Below are 18,049 nucleotides of genomic sequence, written 5' to 3' on the forward strand. Positions count from 1 at the left end.
CCCACGACTGCGCCGGTATAAAAAAGTACCGGTCGCAGGTCCGACAAAGCCAAGACAGATCGTCTCTCTGGGTTTACTGTTACCGGCCTGCGCTATTTAATCGTGTGCACGCAGGCTAACCGGATACCACTCAGACGGTGGTCAGGACATTCCGGTATTTTCAGTGTCTTAAAGGCAGTTCAAGTAAAAGGAAACCCGCAGCGATGGCGTACTACCGCACCCCCCACGACGTGACCGCCCTGCCCGCCTGGCAAGCGTTGAAAGATCACCGCCAGGCCATGCAGGATTTCAACATGCGCGAGGCGTTCAACGCCGACCCGCAGCGTTTTACCCAATTCACTCTCAGTAGCTGCGGCCTGTTTCTCGACTATTCGAAAAACCTGATCAACGCCCAGACCCGTGACCTGCTGGTAGGCCTGGCCGACGAAGTCGACCTCAAGGGCGCGATCAAGGCGCTGTTCGATGGCGAAATCGTCAACGCCTCCGAAGGACGCCCCGCCCTGCACACCGCCCTGCGTCGCCCGGTTGGCGACAAGTTGTCGGTCAACGGCGTCAACGTGATGCCTGAAGTACACAAGGTACTGAACCAAATCACTGACCTGGTGGGCCGCATCCACGATGGCCTGTGGCGCGGCTACTCCGAAAAGCCGATCACTGACGTGGTCAACATCGGCATCGGCGGTTCGTTCCTCGGCCCCGAGCTGGTGTCCGAAGCCCTGCTGGCCTATGCCCAGAAAGGCGTGCGCTGCCACTACCTGGCGAACATCGATGGCAGTGAGTTCCACGAACTGGCGCTGAAACTGCGCGCCGAGACCACCTTGTTCATCGTCTCGTCGAAATCCTTCAACACCCTCGAAACCCTGAAAAACGCCCAGGCCGCACGCGCCTGGTACCTGGCCCAGGGTGGTTCGGAAGCCGAGTTGCATCGCCACTTCATTGCGGTATCGAGCAACAACGCTGCCGCCGTGGCGTTCGGCATCCGCGAAGAAAACATCTTCCCGATGTGGGACTGGGTCGGCGGGCGTTACTCGCTGTGGTCGGCCATCGGCCTGCCGATCGCCCTGGCCATCGGCATGTCGAACTTCAAGGAACTGCTGTCCGGTGCCTACACCATGGACCAGCACTTCCTCAACACCCCCTTCGAACAGAACATGCCGGTGCTGCTGGCCCTGCTCGGCGTCTGGTACGGTAATTTCTGGGGCGCGCAAAGCCACGCGATCCTGCCGTACGACCACTACCTGCGCAACATCACCAAGCACCTGCAACAGCTGGACATGGAATCCAATGGCAAGAGCGTGCGCCAGGATGGTACGCCCGTCAGCACCGATACCGGCCCGGTGATCTGGGGCGGTGTAGGCTGCAACGGCCAGCACGCTTACCACCAGTTGCTGCACCAAGGCACCCAACTGATCCCGGCTGACTTCATCGTGCCGATCGTCAGCTTCAACCCGGTGGCCGACCATCACCAGTGGCTGTATGCCAACTGCCTGTCGCAAAGCCAGGCGTTGATGCTCGGCAAGACACTGGCCGAAGCCCAGGCCGAGCTGCGTGACAAAGGCATGAGCGAAGAACAGGTGCAGAGCCTTGCGCCGCACAAGGTGATCCCGGGCAACCGTCCGAGCAATACCCTGGTGGTCGAGCGCATCAGCCCGCGGCGCCTGGGTGCGCTGGTGGCAATGTACGAGCACAAAGTCTTCGTGCAAAGCGTGATCTGGGGCATCAATGCCTTCGACCAATGGGGTGTGGAGTTGGGCAAAGAGCTGGGCAAAGGCGTCTACAACCGCCTGGTCGGCAGCGAGGAAACCCCGGCTGACGACGCGTCCACCCAGGGCTTGATCAACTACTTCCGCGGGCGCCACCGCGGCTGATCTGACGCCATTCCTGCGGGGGTACTAACCTTGTAGGAGCTGCCGCAGGCTGCGATCTTTTGATCTTCTAAAAGCAAAGTCAAAAGATCGCAGCATTGCGCAGCTCCTACGAGGGTCGCGCAGCTCCCCTCTTGTCCTCAAAACAAGAAGAAGGAACCGTCATGTTCGATATCAGCACGTTCCCCAAAGCCGATGCCGTGCGCCGGGCTGCACAATTGAGTCAGGACGACTATCACCGCCTGTACCGCGAATCCATCGAGCACCCCAGCACCTTCTGGGCCGAACAAGCCACCCGCTTCCTCGACTGGAGCGCTCCGTGGCAAACCGTCCAGCGCTACGATCTGAAAACCGGTGAAGCCCATTGGTTTGCCGGCGCCAGACTGAACGTCAGCTACAACTGCATCGACCGTCACCTGGCAACACGCGGCGATCAGACCGCGATCATCTGGGAAGGCGACGACCCCGCCGAATCCACGCAAATCACCTACAAGAAGCTTCACCATTACGTCTGCCGCCTGGCCAACGTGCTCAAGAGCCGTGGCGTAAAGAAAGGCGACCGTGTGTGCATCTACATGCCCCTACGCCATGCTCGCCTGCTCACGCATCGGTGCAGTGCATTCGGTGGTGTTCGGTGGCTTTTCGCCGGATTCGTTGCGCGACCGGATCCTCGACGCCGACTGTCGCACAGTGATTACCGCCGACGAAGGCGTGCGCGGCGGCAAGTTCGTGCCGCTCAAGCACAATGTCGACAAAGCGCTGCAAAGCTGCCCGGATGTCAGCACCGTGGTCGTGGTGGAACGGACCCAGAACCCGGTGAACTGGGTCGAAGGCCGCGACCTCTGGTATCACCAGGCACTGCGTGACGTCGGCGACGACTGTCCGCCCGAGCCGATGGACGCCGAAGACCCGCTGTTCATCCTCTACACCTCCGGCAGCACCGGCAAACCCAAAGGCGTGCTGCACACGACGGGGGGCTACCTGCTGCAAGCGGCAATGACCTTCAAGTATGTCCTGGACTACCGCGACGGCGAAGTTTTCTGGTGCACCGCCGATGTCGGCTGGGTCACTGGCCACAGCTACATCGTCTACGGGCCCCTGGCCAATGGCGCCACCACCCTGATCTTCGAAGGCGTGCCGAGCTACCCGAGCACCTCGAGGTTCTGGCAGGTGATCGACAAGCACAAAGTAAACATTTTCTACACCGCCCCCACCGCGCTGCGGGCCCTGATGCGCGAGGGCGCAGAACCGTTGCGGGAAACGTCCCGCGCCAGCCTCAGATTGCTCGGCACCGTCGGTGAACCGATCAATCCGGAAGCGTGGGAGTGGTACTTCAATGTCGTCGGCGAACAACGCTGCCCAATTGTCGATACCTGGTGGCAGACCGAAACCGGCGGCATCATGCTCAGCCCGCTGGTCAGTGCGCAACGGATCAAACCAGGCTGCGCGACACAACCGATGTTCGGCGTGCAGCCGGTGTTGCTGGACGAACATGGCAAGGAAATCAAAGGCGCCGGCAGCGGCGTGCTCGCCTTGAAATCAAGCTGGCCAGCGCAGATCCGCAGCGTCTACGGCGATCCGCAACGGATGGTCGACACTTACTTCAAGCCCTATCCCGGCTACTATTTCACCGGCGATGGCGCCCGCCGCGACGAAGACGGTGACTACTGGATCACCGGGCGCATCGACGATGTCATCAATGTCTCCGGGCACCGCATCGGCACCGCCGAAGTGGAGAGCGCCCTGGTACTGCACGACAGCATCGCCGAAGCCGCCGTGGTCGGTTACCCCCACGACGTAAAGGGCCAGGGCATCTACGCCTTTGTCACGCCCATGAACGGCGTCGAGCCCAATGAAGAACTGAAGAAAACCTTACTGGCCCACGTCAGCAAGGAGATAGGCAGCTTCGCCAAGCCCGACCTGATCCAATGGGCGCCGGCCTTGCCGAAAACCCGTTCAGGCAAGATCATGCGGCGCATTCTGCGTAAGATTGCCTGTAACGAACTGGACAGCCTGGGAGATACCTCGACCCTGGCCGACCCGAGCGTGGTCCAGGGCTTGATCGACAAGCGTCTGAACCAATAACGTACTGCCGCCTCCTGCAGGAGCTGCCGCAGGCTGCGATCTTTTGATCTTGAAAAACAAAATCAAAAGATCGCAGCCTGCGGCAGCTCCTACGGAAAATCATCGAGACACCATGGAATTTATTCGCAGCCGCATCGAAACCCAGATCATGAGCCTGACCGGCCTGTCCCTGGGCAAGCTCGACCTGGAAAACCCCAAGGGCGACCCCGGGCTGTTCGGACCGGATTCGGTGAGCTGGCAAGTCCACGGCGATTTCAGCAGCATGTTGATCGGCGGTATCAGCGCCCTGATGCTGCAAGCGTTGCACCCGCTGGCCTTGGCCGGTGTGTGGGACCATTCGAATTTTCGCGAGGATATGCTCGGTCGGCTGCGCCGCACCGGGCAATTCATTTCCGGCACCACCTTCGGCTCACGACAGGACGCCGACTGGCTGATCGAAAAGGTGCGCACCATCCACCTGCAAATCACCGGCACCGCGCCCGATGGCCGGCACTATGCCGCCAGCGATCCCGACCTGCTGACCTGGGTGCACGTCGCCGAGGTCAGCAACTTCCTCGCAGCGCACCTGCGTTATCGAAATCCGCAACTGTCCCTGGCCGACCAGGATCGTTATTACGCAGAGATCGCGTTAGTCGCCGAGCGCCTGGGCGCCCGTGACGTGCCGCGCTGCCGGCAGGAAATTGCCGCTTATCTTGAGCGCGTTCGCCCGCAACTGTTGTGCGACGAACGTAGTCGTGAGGTACTTCGACTGTTGTTGAACGCCCCCTCCCCCAGCCGTTTGGCCAGGCCTTTCGGCGGGTTGATGATGCAGGCCGGAATCGACCTGCTGCCGGATTGGGCCAGTGGCATGCTCGGTGTAAGCCAGGGGCCGCTGCAACGCAAACTGATCCGCGCCAGTGTCAATCGCAGTGCGCCGATGCTGCGCTGGGCGGTGCGTAATGGCTCGGTGCATCGTGCGAAACGGCGTATGGGCCTGTCGTAGGAGCGAGCATGCTCGCGATGGACTTGAATACTGCGCGGAGTGTCAGGCACCCAGCGTCATCGTTGACGATCATCGTCGGAACGCCGCCCGGAGCATGCTCGCTCCTACAAGTGCTACTGCGCTCAAGCTGTTAAACTCCCGCGCCCAATTCCTCCTGCAAGGCGCCCAGCATGTCTTCCTTGAATCAGGCGCTGCGCGCCGCCCTTGAACATCGCCAGGACCTGCTGGCCGAGTTGCACAGCCAGGGCACCGACTGCTATCGCCTGTTCCATGGCAGCCAGGAAGGCGCCGCAGGGCTGACGATCGACCGCTATGGCCCACAACTGATGGTGCAGAGCTTCCATCAGTCGCTGGACCGCGAGGCGTTGCTGCACTTGCATGAAATCGTCAATCAATACCTGGGGCTGGAAACCCTGCTGGTCTATAACGACCGCTCCCGTGGCAACTCGCGCATCGACCGTGAAGACACCGTCTACCGCGCCGAAGAAGCCGCACTGCAAGACCTGGTTGGCCACGAGTGGGGCTTGAATTACCGGGTACGCGGGCGCCACGCCGGGCAAGACCCGCTGTTGTTCCTCGACCTGCGCAACACCCGTGGCTGGGTCAAGGAGCACAGCAAGAACAAGCGCGTGCTGAACCTGTTCGCCTACACCTGCGGGGTCGGCCTCAGCGCCGCAGCCGGTGGTGCCAGCCAGGTGTGCAACCTGGATTTCGCCGAAGGCAACCTGGCGGTCGGGCGCGAGAATGGCTTGCTCAACCCGCAACTGCCAACCATGGAGTTCATCCAGTCCGACTACTTCCCGGCCATTCGCCAGTTGGCCGGCCTGCCTGTCAGCCAGCGTCGTGGGCAGAAATTGCCGAGCTACCAGCGCCTGGACCAACGCCAGTACGACCTGGTGCTGCTCGATCCCCCTGCCTGGGCCAAGAGTGCTTTTGGCACCGTCGACCTGCTTCGCGACTACCAGAGCCTGCTCAAGCCGGCATTGCTGACCACCGCTGACAATGGCGTGCTGATCTGCTGCAACAACCTGGCAAAAGTCAGCATGGACGACTGGCGCGAGCAGGTCTTGCGTTGCGCCGAGAAGGCTGGTCGGCCGGTACGGGAGTGGACAGTCATGAAACCCGGCGATGACTTCCCGTCGATGGACCAGCAGCCCCCGCTGAAAACCCTGATTCTGCAGTTCTGAAAGTCGCCGTTGTTTTCAGATAAATCCCGCTCGATGTGAGGGCTTCGGAACCGAAATCGCGTGCCATACTCCAAGGCACTCCGATCCAGACAGATGAAGCCATACATGTACAAAGGATTGATTCGCGCCATCGGCGCCTTGTTGACTGCTCTGGCCCTCTACAGTCTGCTGGGCTTTCTCATTTTGCCCGGCATCGCGTTGCGCGTTGCCAACCAGCAACTGGCCAACTACGCCACGACGCCCGCCACGATCCAGCGGATCGAACTCAACCCGTTCAGCCTTGAAGTAACCCTTTGGGGCCTGAACATTGGCGAGCCCGGCAAGGAGCAGGTTGGCTTCGAACGCCTGTACGCCAATCTGCAACTCGACAGCCTCTGGACCAAAGCGCTGCACCTGTCGGATATCGAGCTGGAGAAATCCAAGACCGAGGTGCTCTTCGGCAAGGACGGCAAGCTCAACCTGATCGGGTTGTTCAAATTGCCGACCAGCGAACCGACACCCGTCGACCCTGACGCCAAGCCATTCCCGCTGCGCATCGACCGCATCAAGCTGGTGGACGGATCGCTGCACTTTAAGGATGCGCGCCCCAGCGAAGCCATCGAATTCCTCTACGACAAGCTCGATTTCGAGCTCAAGAACCTCAGCACCCTGCCGGAAGACAGTGCCGACATGACGCTGGTGGCAATTGGTCCCAACGGCGGCCAGATCGACTGGACCGGCAACTTCAGCCTGATTCCGCTGGCCTCCGAAGGTAAGCTGAAAATCACCGACGGCAAGATGAAAGCTTTCTGGCCCTATGTGCGCGACGCCGTGCCGCTGGACCTCGAAAGCGGCGTACTCAGCCTCAGTACCGATTACAAACTCAACCTGTCCAAGCAAACCGAACTGCTGTTGAACAATGTCGCGGTCAGTATCGCCCCCTTCGCGATCAAAGCCCCGGATGGACGGCCGCTGGCGAAGCTCGAACGCCTGGACATCAGCGAAACCACTGTCGACCTGGCCAAGCAACGAGTGGTGGTTGGCAAGATCCGCAGCCACAAGCTCGAAACCTGGGCAGCCCTGGAAGCCGACGGGCAACTCGACTGGCAGAAACTGTTCGCCAGCCAACCGTCCAGACCAGCGGCCAAGGCCAACGCCGAACCGCCGAGCACCCCGGCGGCGGCCGATTCGCCGAAACCCGAACCCGCGACGCCAGGCAAACCGTGGCAAGTGCTTCTCAATGATGTGCAATTGCGCGATTACAAAGTGCATCTGGCGGACCGCAAAGCACAACCTGCGGTGGAACTGGAACTGAGCCCGCTGAATCTCGACTTGCAGAAGTTCGACAGTCTCAATGGCTCGCCCTTCCTCCTCAAGCTCGACACCGGCGTAGGCAAACAGGGCAAGCTCACGGCCGATGGCGAGGTCAACCTGGACCCGGTCAGCGCCCGACTCAACGTACAGACCAAGGACATCGACCTGCGTGTAGCACAGTCCTACATCAGCCCGTTCATTCGCCTGGAACTGCGCAGTGGCATGCTCGGCAGCGACCTGGCGGTCAACCTGAAAAGCACCGATCCGCTGGCGCTCAGCGTCACCGGCCGCGCCCAGGTCGATCAATTGCATACCCTCGATACCCTGAAAACCCGCGACTTTCTCAAGTGGCAACAATTGGTGGTAGAAGGCCTGAACTACCAACACGGCGACAGCCTGTCGATCGACAAGATCAATCTGCTGCAACCCTATGCGCGCTTCATGATCAACGATGACCGGACCACCAACATCGATGACCTGCTGATCCCGCAACCGGCCGACGCCGGCGCCAAGCCCGCCGCCGCCAAGCCCACCGCCAGCAAGGACAAGCCCCTGGGCATCCACATCGGCGGCATTGCCATCAACGACGGTTCTGCGAATTTCGCCGACTTCAGCCTGACCCCGAACTTCGCCACCGCCATTCAGCAGCTCAACGGTTCGATCGGCACCATCGACAGCCGTCAGGCGAAACCGGCCAGTGTCGATATCAAGGGCAAGGTTGACCGCTATGCACCAGTGACCATCAAGGGCGCGGTCAACCCGTTCGACCCGATGGCCAGCCTCGATATCGCCACCAGCTTCAAACGCGTGGAACTGACCACATTAACCCCCTACTCCGGCAAGTTCGCCGGTTATCGCATCCGCAAGGGCCGACTCAACCTCGATCTGCATTACGTGATCGTCAAGGGACAGCTCAAGGCTGAGAACAAAGTGGTGGTCGAACAGTTGCAACTGGGCGAAAAGGTCGACAGCCCGGACGCCGTGAGCCTGCCATTGAAACTGGCCATCGCCTTGCTCAAGGATGTCGATGGCAAGATTTCCATTGAACTGCCGGTCAGCGGTGACCTGAACAATCCACAGTTCAGCGTGATGCCGATTGTCTGGCAGACCCTGCGCAACCTGATCGTCAAGGCCGCCGCTGCGCCGTTCAAACTCATTGGTGGCCTGGTGGCCGGTGGTGGCTCGCAAGACCTGGGTACCGTGGCATTCGCCCCGGGTTCAAGCGAACTGAACAAGGACGCCGAAGCGGCACTGGTCAAACTGTCCCAGGCCCTGAAGGAACGTCCGGCCCTGCGCCTGGAAATCGAAGGCACTGCTGCCAAGAGCAGCGATGGCCCGTTGCTCGCCGAGCAACGCCTGGAACGGGAATATCAGTACAACTACTACAAAATGCTCCAGCGCCGTGGCGACAAGGTTCCGGCCAAGGCAAATTTGCTGGAGGTACCCGATAGCGAGAAAGGTGCGCTGCTGGAAGGGATCTACCGCACGCGACTGAAGGTCCAGCCACCTGCTGAATGGAAAGACCTGGGCAAAGAAGAACGCACCGCGAAAATGCGCGAGCAGGTGATCCAGTTCTGGAGTTCCAGCGAAGTGCTGTTGCGTGAGCTGGGCCAGGAGCGCGCCAGCAGCATCAAGGACTATCTGGTCGATAAAGGCCAGCTCGCCGATGACCGTGTGTACTTCATCGATGCCCAGTTGGGCGAAGCGGAAAAAGACGGAAAGGTCGTTACGCCCCTGCATCTGGACGCCGAATAACGGCAACAGCAAAAGATCGCAGCCTTCGGCAGTTCCTACTGGTCTACGCAAACCCATGTAGGAGCTGCCGAAGGCTGCGATATCTGCTTTGAATAGAACAGGCCCCGACACGAATGCCGGGGCCTGTAATGGCCACATCCTTATGGCCGGTCGCATGAACTTCTAAGTTGCGGCAGACGTATGACTCAGCCCGTCTGCCGCGCCTTCTCCCAGTCCAGGCGAGAAGTCTTGCCTTACTCGGCTTTCAGGCCGTCAGCGGAGACCGCCTTGACGCCTTTGATTTTCTTGGTGATCGCCACGGCAGTGGCTTTCTGTGCATCCGTTACAGCAACGGTGGACGACAGGGACACAACACCTTTGTTGGTTTCCACTTTGATATCGGTACCTGGAATGCCTTTTTCGGTGACCAGGTCTGATTTGACTTTGGTAGTGATCCAGGTATCGGAAACATCCTCTTTCGCTTCGGTCATTTCACCGGCGGCCAGCATCATAGGGCCTTGTGTGACCTGAGCCTGGGCAAATGCAGCGTTGGCCATGGTCAGGGTCAACGCGGTAGCAGCAGCGGCAGCAATAGCGAACTTCTTCATACGAGTAACTCCTGTTTTTCTGGAAAGTCTGCTGGTTAGCTTGTCAGCAGGGTTACCAGAGATATTGCGAACGCTGTGCCAACTTTGAAACAGACAACAATTACTTATAAATCAACGACTTATAAAAACAGTCATTTTTCACAATCATGCAAAATGCATGAGTTGGAAATTATCTACATGCAAGTTGCGGGTTTTAAAGAAGGCCTAAGGCCATGAATTGTTGGAAGTTTTCTCAATTACTCGAAATCTTTGAACGGCGAGCAAAAAAATACCCCGCACTGAGCGGGGTATCGGGGCAACAAGCTATGGGTCAGGCCTTTGGCTCAACGCCCTTGCAGCCTTTCGGCGCGTACTCCTGTTCGACACCGGTGGTGCACGTCCAGCCATTCAACGAGCGGGTCAAGGTAATGGTTTTATTCAACACCTGCGCCGGAGCATTGAGGATTGTGCAACCAATCGTGCCCGTACCTTCTGCTGCTTTGCCCACTGCGGTCGTGGCGCAGTTGGACGTGGTGGCGGAGCCGCCCACCTGTGTCAGGTCCGGGTCTGTCCCTTGGTTCATCAGGTCTTCAAACGCCACCTTCAATGCTGAAATCTCGGCCAGACCTGCCGTGACCTTGGCCCGCGCCTGGTACTTGGAGTAAGCAGGGATCGCAAACGTCGCCAGGATCCCGATGATCGCCACGACTATCAGCAACTCGATCAGGGTAAAGCCTTTCTGATTATTCAATGACAGCCTCCGTGCATGAGTGGAAATCTCATGATCTGCACCTGCTGCAGCACAGCCCATGCCAAGCCCGGCGTGCCGTATTCCGGGGTGCAATCATTGCCACGAAGCCCTTCCTGGCCCCAGAAAACGCACTATCTGACACTTTTTGTCACCTCAGGACCGCAGGTTTTGTTCCCCCGCTTGACTAGGCTATAAGTCTTCAATTGCTTGCGCCCGGAACCCCGAGGAACGCATCGGCACATTCACGATCTATGAGGCGGCCGATTGCGATCAATGCAACGGCGGTTATAACCGGGTCAGCAAGGACTGAACATGGCAGTCAAGGCAGCAAGAACCAGTGTGTACACCTGGGAAGGCACAGACAGGAAAGGTACGAAGGTGACGGGCGAATTGAGCGCCCAGAACCCGGCACTGATCAAGGCGAAATTGCGCAAGCAGGGCATCAACCCCGGCAAGGTGCGCAGGAAAACCACGTCGATTTTCAATCAGGGCAAACGTATCAAGGCCCAGGACATCGCCCTCTTCACCCGGCAAATGGCAACCATGATGAAAGCCGGCGTGCCGTTGTTGCTGTCTTTCGACATCATCGGTGAAGGCTTCGATAACCCGGCCATGCGCAAGCTCATTGATGAGGTGAAACAGGAAGTGGCGGCGGGCAATAGCTTCGCCACCGCCTTGCGTAAGAAACCGCAATATTTCGATGAGCTGTACTGCAACCTGGTGGACGCCGGGGAGCAGGCTGGCGCGTTGGACACGCTGCTGGAACGGGTGGCGACCTACAAGGAGAAAAGCGAAAGTCTCAAGGCGAAAATCAGGAAAGCCATGACCTACCCGCTGATCGTCGTGTGTGTAGCGATCATCGTGACTGGCATCCTGCTGGTCGAGGTGGTGCCGCAATTCGAATCGGTGTTCAAGGGCTTTGGGGCTCAATTGCCGTCCTTTACCTTGATGGTCATCGACCTGTCGCAATTCATGCAAGCGTGGTGGTGGATGCTGCTGGGCGTACTGGTCACGGCTGCTTTCGCTGTGCGCCACGCCCTGAAAACCTCGCAAGGTTTTCGTGACCGAATGGACACCTGGCTGCTGAAACTGCCGCTGGTGGGGACCTTGATGCACAAGTCCGCCGTGGCCCGTTTCGCCCGCACGCTGTCGACGACCTTCGCCGCTGGCGTGCCGCTGGTCGAGGCCCTGGAATCGGTGGCCGGCGCCACCGGCAACATCGTGTTCAAACGCGCGGTGTTGCGCATCCGACAGGACGTTGCGACGGGCATGCAGCTGAATTTTTCCATGCGCACTTCCGGTATTTTCCCGAATATGGCCATTCAGATGACCGCCATAGGCGAGGAGTCGGGCGCACTCGACGACATGCTGGACAAGGTGGCCGGTTTCTACGAAGACGAGGTCGACAATATGGTCGACTCCCTCACCACCCTGATGGAACCGTTCATCATGGTGGTGCTGGGTGTTATTGTCGGCGGCCTGGTGGTCGCGATGTACCTGCCCATCTTCCAACTCGGTTCAGCGATCTGACATGCCCTTGAACGAAATTCTTACCCACTACCCACTGGCTTTCGTCGTCATCGCCGGGGTGGTCGGCCTGCTGGTCGGCAGCTTCCTCAACGTGCTGGTGTGGCGCCTGCCGAAGATGCTTGAGCGCGAGTGGCGCGTGCAGGCCCATGAGATCCTCGGGCTGCCCGGCGAAACGCCGCTGCCGACTTTCAATTTGATGCTGCCGCATTCCCAGTGCCCACATTGCGGGCACCGGATTCGCGCCTGGGAAAACATTCCAGTGCTCAGCTTCCTGTTCCTGCACGGGCGCTGTTCAGCCTGCGCGACGCCGATCAGCAAACGCTATCCATTGACTGAGCTGACCTGCGCCCTCCTGTCGGCGTTCATTGCCTGGCACTTCGGTTTCGGCTGGCAAGCCGGCATGGCGATGCTCCTGACCTGGGGCTTGCTGGCCATGAGCCTGATCGACGCCGAGCATCAACTATTGCCCGATGTACTGGTGCTACCGCTGATGTGGCTGGGGCTGATCGTCAACAGCCTCGATCTGTTCGTGCCATTGCCTGAGGCGTTATGGGGTGCCATTGCCGGCTACATGGCGCTGTGGACAGTGTTCTGGGTGTTCAAGCTGATCACCGGCAAGGACGGCATGGGGCATGGGGATTTCAAGCTGCTGGCGATGTTTGGCGCCTGGGGCGGTTGGCAGATCCTGCCGCTGACGATCGTCTTGTCATCCCTGGCGGGTGCGATCATCGGCGCGATTTACCTGCGCCTGCGCAAGGCACAAACATCGACGCCGATCCCTTTTGGCCCCTATCTGGCCATTGCCGGCTGGATTGCCTTGCTCTGGGGTGGTCAAATAACCGCCTTCTATTGGCAGTTTGTCGGTCTGAAATGAATAACCCTGTGGAAAAACCCTGGATTCTCGGCTTGACCGGCGGCATTGGCAGCGGCAAAAGTGCGGCGGCCCAACATTTCATCGACCTGGGCGTGCATGCGGTCGATGCCGATCATGCCGCGCGCTGGGTGGTGGAACCCGGTCGGCCGGCGCTGGCAAAGATTGCCGAACACTTCGGTCCCGGGGTGTTGCAAGCCGACGGGCAACTGGACCGCGCCGCGTTGCGTAAACTGATCTTCGAAGTACCGGAGCAACGCCTCTGGCTGGAAGCCTTGCTGCATCCGCTGATCGCCGAAGAGATTGCCCATCACCTGGCGCTGGCAAAATCACCTTACGCGATTCTGGTTTCGCCACTGCTGATTGAATCCGGCCAGTACGCCATGACCCAACGGGTCCTGGTGATCGATGCCCCCGAACAGCTACAGATCGAGCGCACCCTGCGGCGTGACCAGACCAGCGAACAGCAGGTCCAGGCGATCCTCAAGGCCCAGTCCAGCCGTCAGGAGCGCCTAAGCCATGCCGACGACGTAGTGGTCAATGACCGCGACCTCGCCTGGCTGCACAGCGAGGTCGAACGCCTGCATCACTTTTACCTTACTTTGCGTGGAGGCCAGTCATGAGCCAGATTTCAACCGTCGAATGCCCAACCTGTGGTGCCCCAGTCGAATGGACCCCCGAGAGCAAATTCCGGCCGTTCTGCTCGGACCGGTGCAAACTGATCGACCTGGGCGCCTGGGCGTCGGAAGAGCACAAGATTCCAGTGGCCCCGGATGCCGAGGACGAAATGTTCAGCGGCGATTTCGACCCGCGCCACTGATCCGGATCATCAGGGGCCTGGCCTGTGCCAGGGAGTGGGCCAGGCCCTGGCTGTTAGAGCTTGCGCCCCGAAATCCAGCGTATTAGCGAATGCTATACTTCTCTCGAATTGCATGAATGTGCAACGTTCCCCACGGGTACCGTTACCGACGGCAAAATCTCGATGATTGGCTGCAGGACAAAGGAGGTTCACCGCCAACACGAGATGGGAGGTGTGGCATGAATCGACACTATTACATCAGTGACAATCTCGATGATCTTGAAGCCGTTGAAAATGAGCTGGAAGCCAGCGGCATCAATTCCGAACAAATTCATGTGCTCAGTGAACAGGTTGCTGATGTTGAACAACATCACCTCCACGAAATCAGCTCGTTAATGGAACAGGACGCCGTTCACTCCGGTGAGATTGGTGCGGTGGTCGGTATCCCACTCGCAGCAGTGGTCCTGGGTGGCGCCTATTGGATGGGCTGGACCGAATCCGCCGCAGGCTGGACACCCTTCGTCTTCCTTGCCGTGGTTATCTTGGGCTTCTGCATCTGGGAAGGCGGCTTCTTTGGATTCCAGGTGCCGAACTCTCACTTCCGCAATTTCAAGCAGGCGGTGCATGAGGGCAAGCACATCTTTTTTGTGGATGTTGAGCCGAATCAGGAAACGGTACTGGACCAGGTCATCGGACATCATCCCATGCTGGAAATCGCTGGCACGGGAGCGGCAGCACCCCACTGGACAGTAGCCTGGCAGCACAAATGGCATCAGTTCAAGCGAGTGATATCAGGTTAACTGCCGAAGACTGATGGCCGCTTATTGGCCGAAGAAAATGACCCGACTGAGGAAAACATAATCCGCCTCGGTGGCCATCAGTCCGACAAGTACCAGCAGACACAAGGGTGGCATCAATATCGCGTAGACCAGGGCCAACCGTTCCCAGGCCATGTGCATGAAGATGGAGACGATCAAGCCTGCCTTCAGCAACATGAACGTGATAATCAGGGCCCACCTGAGATAGCCGTGAAAATGGAAAAAGTCGACAAGGTACGAGAGTGTGCTGAGGACAAATAACAGCCCCCAGATTTTCAGGTACAAACTGATTGGATGTTGCTGACCTTGAACATGCGCCATCATCCGCGCTCCTCTACCATAAATAGAAGAAAGCAAAAATAAACACCCACACCAAGTCCACGAAGTGCCAATAAAGCCCCGCTATCTCGACATTCTGATAGTTGCCGGAGCGCTCATAATCTCCCCGCAATACCTTCATCGCCACAATGCTGAGGTAGATGGCGCCGATGGATACATGCAGTCCGTGAAAACCGGTAATCATGAAAAAGCTGGCACCAAATTGCGCCGCCCCCATGGGGTTCCCCCAAGGGCGCACCCCTTCTGCGATGAGCTTGCTCCATTCAAAGGCCTGCATGCCGACGAAGGTCACTCCCAAGGCAGCGGTCGCCAGCATCAGGGCCGTGGTTTTCGCGCGATCACGGCGATAGGCGAAATTGACGGCCATGGCCATGGTGCCGCTGCTGCTGATCAGCACAAAGGTCATGATGGCGATCAGGATAAGCGGGATTTCCCTACCGCCGATCGTCAATGCAAACACTTCACTGGGATTGGGCCAGGCGTCGGTGATGGTCATGCGTACCGACATGTAGCCGGTCAAGAAACAGGTGAATATGAACGTGTCGCTCAGCAGGAATATCCACATCATCGCCTTGCCCCAGGGGACCTGCTTGAAGGCGTCTTTATCCGAGGCCCAATCGCTGGCGATGCCCTGCCATCCCGGTGCAGGCAACGGGCTTGATGGATCGGACTCGACCGGGGCTTGTGGATGCGCTGCCATGGTTTTTCACCTCAGGCCGCAGAGTCTGGCGATGGTTTCATAGGTTTGCGGCGTGCTGGTCAGTAGCGCGAACAGCACGAACCAAAGACCCAATAGATAGTGCCAATAGATGGCACAGAGCTCTACGCTGGCGCTGAGTTGCGGCATTGGCACCTGACGCAGGAATTTGCCGACGGTCCTGCCCCAGGCAACCAATCCGCCCAACAGATGGAGGCCGTGCACGCCGGTTAACAGGTAGAAGAAACTGTTGGCCGGGTTACTGGCGACAAAGTAGCCCCAGGCGACGAACTGCTGCCAGACCCAGAGTTGCCCCGCCAGAAAGGCAATGGCAAATCCTCCCCCTACTACAAAAGCAATGACCGTTGCGTCCATTCGAGCCCGGCGGGCGGCCATGCGCGACCACTGCAGAGAGATGCAACTCAATACCAGAAAAGCCGAATTCACCCACAATTGCCAAGGATTGGCCAACGGCGCCATCGGCTCTGTCAGGGGTAGCCAGTCGGCCATTTGCGAGCGGGCGATAAAGGCGAGCAGGAAGAGAAAGAACAGTGAGCTCACCACTGCCAGAAACAAGCGCAGGCCGGTTTTTGCAACGTGGCTTCCATCGGCACCCGCGCCGGCCTGAATACCTTCAGGATCGCGATTCCAGCTGCCGCCGGGGTCAGCGCCATCGGCGTTTCTCAATAGCAATCTGTTCATGTCTTCACGTCCGCTATCCTGGCGCCCTCGCTGCGTTGCCGCATGTGCTCCAGCTCCTCGGCGGAAACCGTTTGCGGCACGAAATCCTGGTCTATCCCTGGCACGCTGTAGTCATAAGGCCAACGATGCACGACTGGCAGTTTCTCGCCCCAGTTGCCGTGTACCGGCGGGGTGTCCGGTGTTTGCCATTCCAGACTGGCCGCGCCCCAGGGGTTACTGCCTGCGGGTTTACCCTTGAATACACTCCAGGCCATGTTGAACACGAACAGCAGCTGGGAAACACCGACGGTCAATGCGACCACCGTAATGAAGGCATTCAACTCGTGCGCCGACTGTGGAATGAACGCGTAGTTGTCATAGGCGTAGTAGCGGCGCGGCATCCCTTGGAAGCCCAGATAGTGCATAGGGAAAAAGATCGCGTAGGTGCCCAGAAAAGTTATCCAGAAATGCAACTTGCCCAAGGTGTCGTTAAACATGCGCCCGGTGACTTTCGGGAACCAATGGTAAATGCCGCCGAACACCACCAGTACCGGTGCGACCCCCATGACCATATGGAAGTGGGCGACGACGAAATAGGTGTCCGAGAGCGGAATATCGACGATCACATTACCCAGGAATAATCCCGTCAGGCCGCCGACCAGGAAGGTGACGATAAAGGCCAGGGCGAACAGCATCGGTACGGTGAGATGGATGTCGCCCCGCCACAGGGTCAGTACCCAGTTGTAGACTTTCAGTGCCGTCGGCACGGCGATGATCAAGGTGGTGACGGCGAAGAAAAAGCCAAAGTAGGGGTTCATGCCGCTGACATACATATGGTGCGCCCAGACCACGAAGCTGAGTACGCCGATCGCAATGATGGCCCACACCATCATTCGATAACCGAAGATATTTTTACGCGCATGGGTGCTGATCAGGTCGGAGACCAGGCCAAACGCGGGGAGCGCAACGATGTAGACCTCCGGATGGCCGAAGAACCAGAACAGGTGCTGGAACAATATCGGGCTGCCGCCCTGGTGATCGAGTTGCTGCCCCAGCGAGACCATCGCCGGCATGAAGAAACTGGTGCCCAGGAGTTTGTCGAACAGCATCATGACCGCACTGACAAACAACGCCGGGAACGCCAGCAAGGCCATGATCGACGCCATGAAGATGCCCCACACCGAAAGCGGCATGCGAAACAACGTCATACCGTGCGTGCGCGCCTGCAACACCGTGGTGACATAGTTCAATCCACCCATGGTGGCGGCGACAATAAAGATCGCCAATGAGATAAGCATCAGCACGATGCCCCACTCGACCCCAGGTGTGCCCTGGCTGATCGACTGCGGCGGATAAAGCGTCCAGCCCGAACCGGTGGGGCCGCCCGGGACAAAGAAACTGGAAAGCAACACCACTACCGCCAACAGGTAGAACCAGTAACTGAGCATATTGACGTAGGGGAAGACCATGTCGCGGGCGCCCACCATCAACGGGATCAGATAGTTGCCGAAGCCCCCCAGAAACAAGGCCGTCAGCAAGTAGATGACCATGATCATGCCGTGCATGGTCATCGCCTGATAGTAAGTACTGGCATCCATGAACGCCAAACTGCCGGGGAAGCCTATCTGCATGCGCATCAAGCCGGACAACACCACGGCGATAAGCCCCACGAACAGCGCCGTCAAGGAATACTGGACGGCGATGACCTTGTGGTCCTGACTCCAGATGTATTTAGTCAGGAAACTCTTGGGTTCGTGCAGTGCTTCTGTTTCGGCTTGCTCCGCATAAGCCATCACGTCATCCTCCTGTCGAAGTTTCAGTGCATTCCTG

The 18,049-nt window shown here is 58.8% G+C and carries 15 protein-coding genes and 1 pseudogene; 10 read left to right on the forward strand and 6 right to left on the reverse strand.

The annotated features are described in order from the left end of the window. Positions 1-203: 203 nt before the first annotated feature. From pgi to CGA21_RS13125, 5 genes and pseudogenes are all read left to right on the forward strand, one after another. Positions 204-1,868 carry a glucose-6-phosphate isomerase gene (pgi, locus tag CGA21_RS13105; RefSeq protein WP_020798596.1) on the forward strand — a complete coding sequence of 555 codons (1,665 nt, stop codon included), beginning with the start codon at positions 204-206 and terminating at the stop codon, positions 1,866-1,868. Positions 1,869-2,029: 161 nt separating this feature from the next. Next, positions 2,030-3,950, forward strand: a pseudogene (acs, locus tag CGA21_RS13110) (acetate--CoA ligase). Between the two features lie 112 nt (positions 3,951-4,062). Then, positions 4,063-4,932, forward strand: coding sequence for an oxygenase MpaB family protein (locus CGA21_RS13115; protein ID WP_188264318.1), 870 nt, complete (start codon positions 4,063-4,065; stop codon positions 4,930-4,932). 170 nt (positions 4,933-5,102) lie between these two features. Continuing rightward, positions 5,103-6,119 carry a class I SAM-dependent rRNA methyltransferase gene (locus CGA21_RS13120; RefSeq protein WP_110751112.1) on the forward strand — a complete coding sequence of 339 codons (1,017 nt, stop codon included), beginning with the start codon at positions 5,103-5,105 and terminating at the stop codon, positions 6,117-6,119. 93 nt (positions 6,120-6,212) lie between these two features. Continuing rightward, on the forward strand, positions 6,213-9,167 hold the full coding sequence (locus CGA21_RS13125; protein ID WP_188264319.1) for a DUF748 domain-containing protein: 2,955 nt from the start codon (positions 6,213-6,215) through the stop codon (positions 9,165-9,167). A 233-nt stretch (positions 9,168-9,400) separates the two neighbouring features. Here CGA21_RS13125 and CGA21_RS13130 read toward each other — a convergent pair whose 3' ends face one another. Both CGA21_RS13130 and CGA21_RS13135 read right to left on the reverse strand, forming a co-directional pair. Continuing rightward, positions 9,401-9,754: a BON domain-containing protein gene (locus tag CGA21_RS13130; RefSeq protein ID WP_110751108.1), complete on the reverse strand. Its 354-nt coding sequence runs from the start codon at positions 9,752-9,754 to the stop codon at positions 9,401-9,403. Positions 9,755-10,064: 310 nt separating this feature from the next. Continuing rightward, positions 10,065-10,484, reverse strand: a complete 420-nt coding sequence (locus tag CGA21_RS13135; protein WP_083349763.1) for a pilin — start codon at positions 10,482-10,484, stop codon at positions 10,065-10,067. A 312-nt stretch (positions 10,485-10,796) separates the two neighbouring features. Between CGA21_RS13135 and CGA21_RS13140 the strand changes: the two genes are divergently transcribed. The 5 genes from CGA21_RS13140 (at position 10,797) to CGA21_RS13160 (ending at position 14,484) form a co-directional block, all read left to right on the forward strand. After that, positions 10,797-12,014, forward strand: coding sequence for a type II secretion system F family protein (locus CGA21_RS13140; protein WP_188264320.1), 1,218 nt, complete (start codon positions 10,797-10,799; stop codon positions 12,012-12,014). A 1-nt stretch (position 12,015) separates the two neighbouring features. After that, complete coding sequence (locus CGA21_RS13145; protein WP_188264321.1) at positions 12,016-12,888, forward strand: prepilin peptidase; 873 nt, start codon at positions 12,016-12,018, stop codon at positions 12,886-12,888. Then, positions 12,885-13,508 (forward strand): dephospho-CoA kinase, encoded by a 624-nt coding sequence (gene coaE, locus CGA21_RS13150; RefSeq protein ID WP_083349764.1) that lies wholly within the window; start codon positions 12,885-12,887, stop codon positions 13,506-13,508. The genes CGA21_RS13145 and coaE overlap by 4 nt, the downstream gene beginning before the upstream one ends. Continuing rightward, positions 13,505-13,705 carry a DNA gyrase inhibitor YacG gene (gene yacG, locus CGA21_RS13155; RefSeq protein WP_110751100.1) on the forward strand — a complete coding sequence of 67 codons (201 nt, stop codon included), beginning with the start codon at positions 13,505-13,507 and terminating at the stop codon, positions 13,703-13,705. Before coaE ends, yacG begins: the two co-directional genes overlap by 4 nt. A 218-nt stretch (positions 13,706-13,923) precedes the next feature. Next, positions 13,924-14,484 carry a magnesium transporter gene (locus CGA21_RS13160; RefSeq protein WP_188264322.1) on the forward strand — a complete coding sequence of 187 codons (561 nt, stop codon included), beginning with the start codon at positions 13,924-13,926 and terminating at the stop codon, positions 14,482-14,484. 21 nt (positions 14,485-14,505) lie between these two features. Here the strand turns inward: CGA21_RS13160 and CGA21_RS13165 are convergent, their stop codons facing one another. The 4 genes from CGA21_RS13165 to ctaD are packed head-to-tail and all read right to left on the reverse strand — an operon-like array spanning position 14,506 to position 18,012. After that, positions 14,506-14,823, reverse strand: a complete 318-nt coding sequence (locus CGA21_RS13165; protein WP_110751157.1) for a cytochrome C oxidase subunit IV family protein — start codon at positions 14,821-14,823, stop codon at positions 14,506-14,508. Between the two features lie 13 nt (positions 14,824-14,836). Beyond that, complete coding sequence (locus CGA21_RS13170) at positions 14,837-15,541, reverse strand: heme-copper oxidase subunit III family protein (protein ID WP_188264323.1); 705 nt, start codon at positions 15,539-15,541, stop codon at positions 14,837-14,839. A gap of 6 nt (positions 15,542-15,547) precedes the next feature. Then, on the reverse strand, positions 15,548-16,240 hold the full coding sequence (locus tag CGA21_RS13175) for a cytochrome c oxidase subunit 3 (protein ID WP_188264324.1): 693 nt from the start codon (positions 16,238-16,240) through the stop codon (positions 15,548-15,550). Continuing rightward, complete coding sequence (ctaD, locus tag CGA21_RS13180; RefSeq protein WP_110751092.1) at positions 16,237-18,012, reverse strand: cytochrome c oxidase subunit I; 1,776 nt, start codon at positions 18,010-18,012, stop codon at positions 16,237-16,239. Before ctaD ends, CGA21_RS13175 begins: the two co-directional genes overlap by 4 nt. Positions 18,013-18,049 lie beyond the last annotated feature (37 nt).

Source organism: Pseudomonas sp. PSB11, assembly GCF_014596605.1.
Lineage (GTDB): Bacteria > Pseudomonadota > Gammaproteobacteria > Pseudomonadales > Pseudomonadaceae > Aquipseudomonas > Aquipseudomonas umsongensis.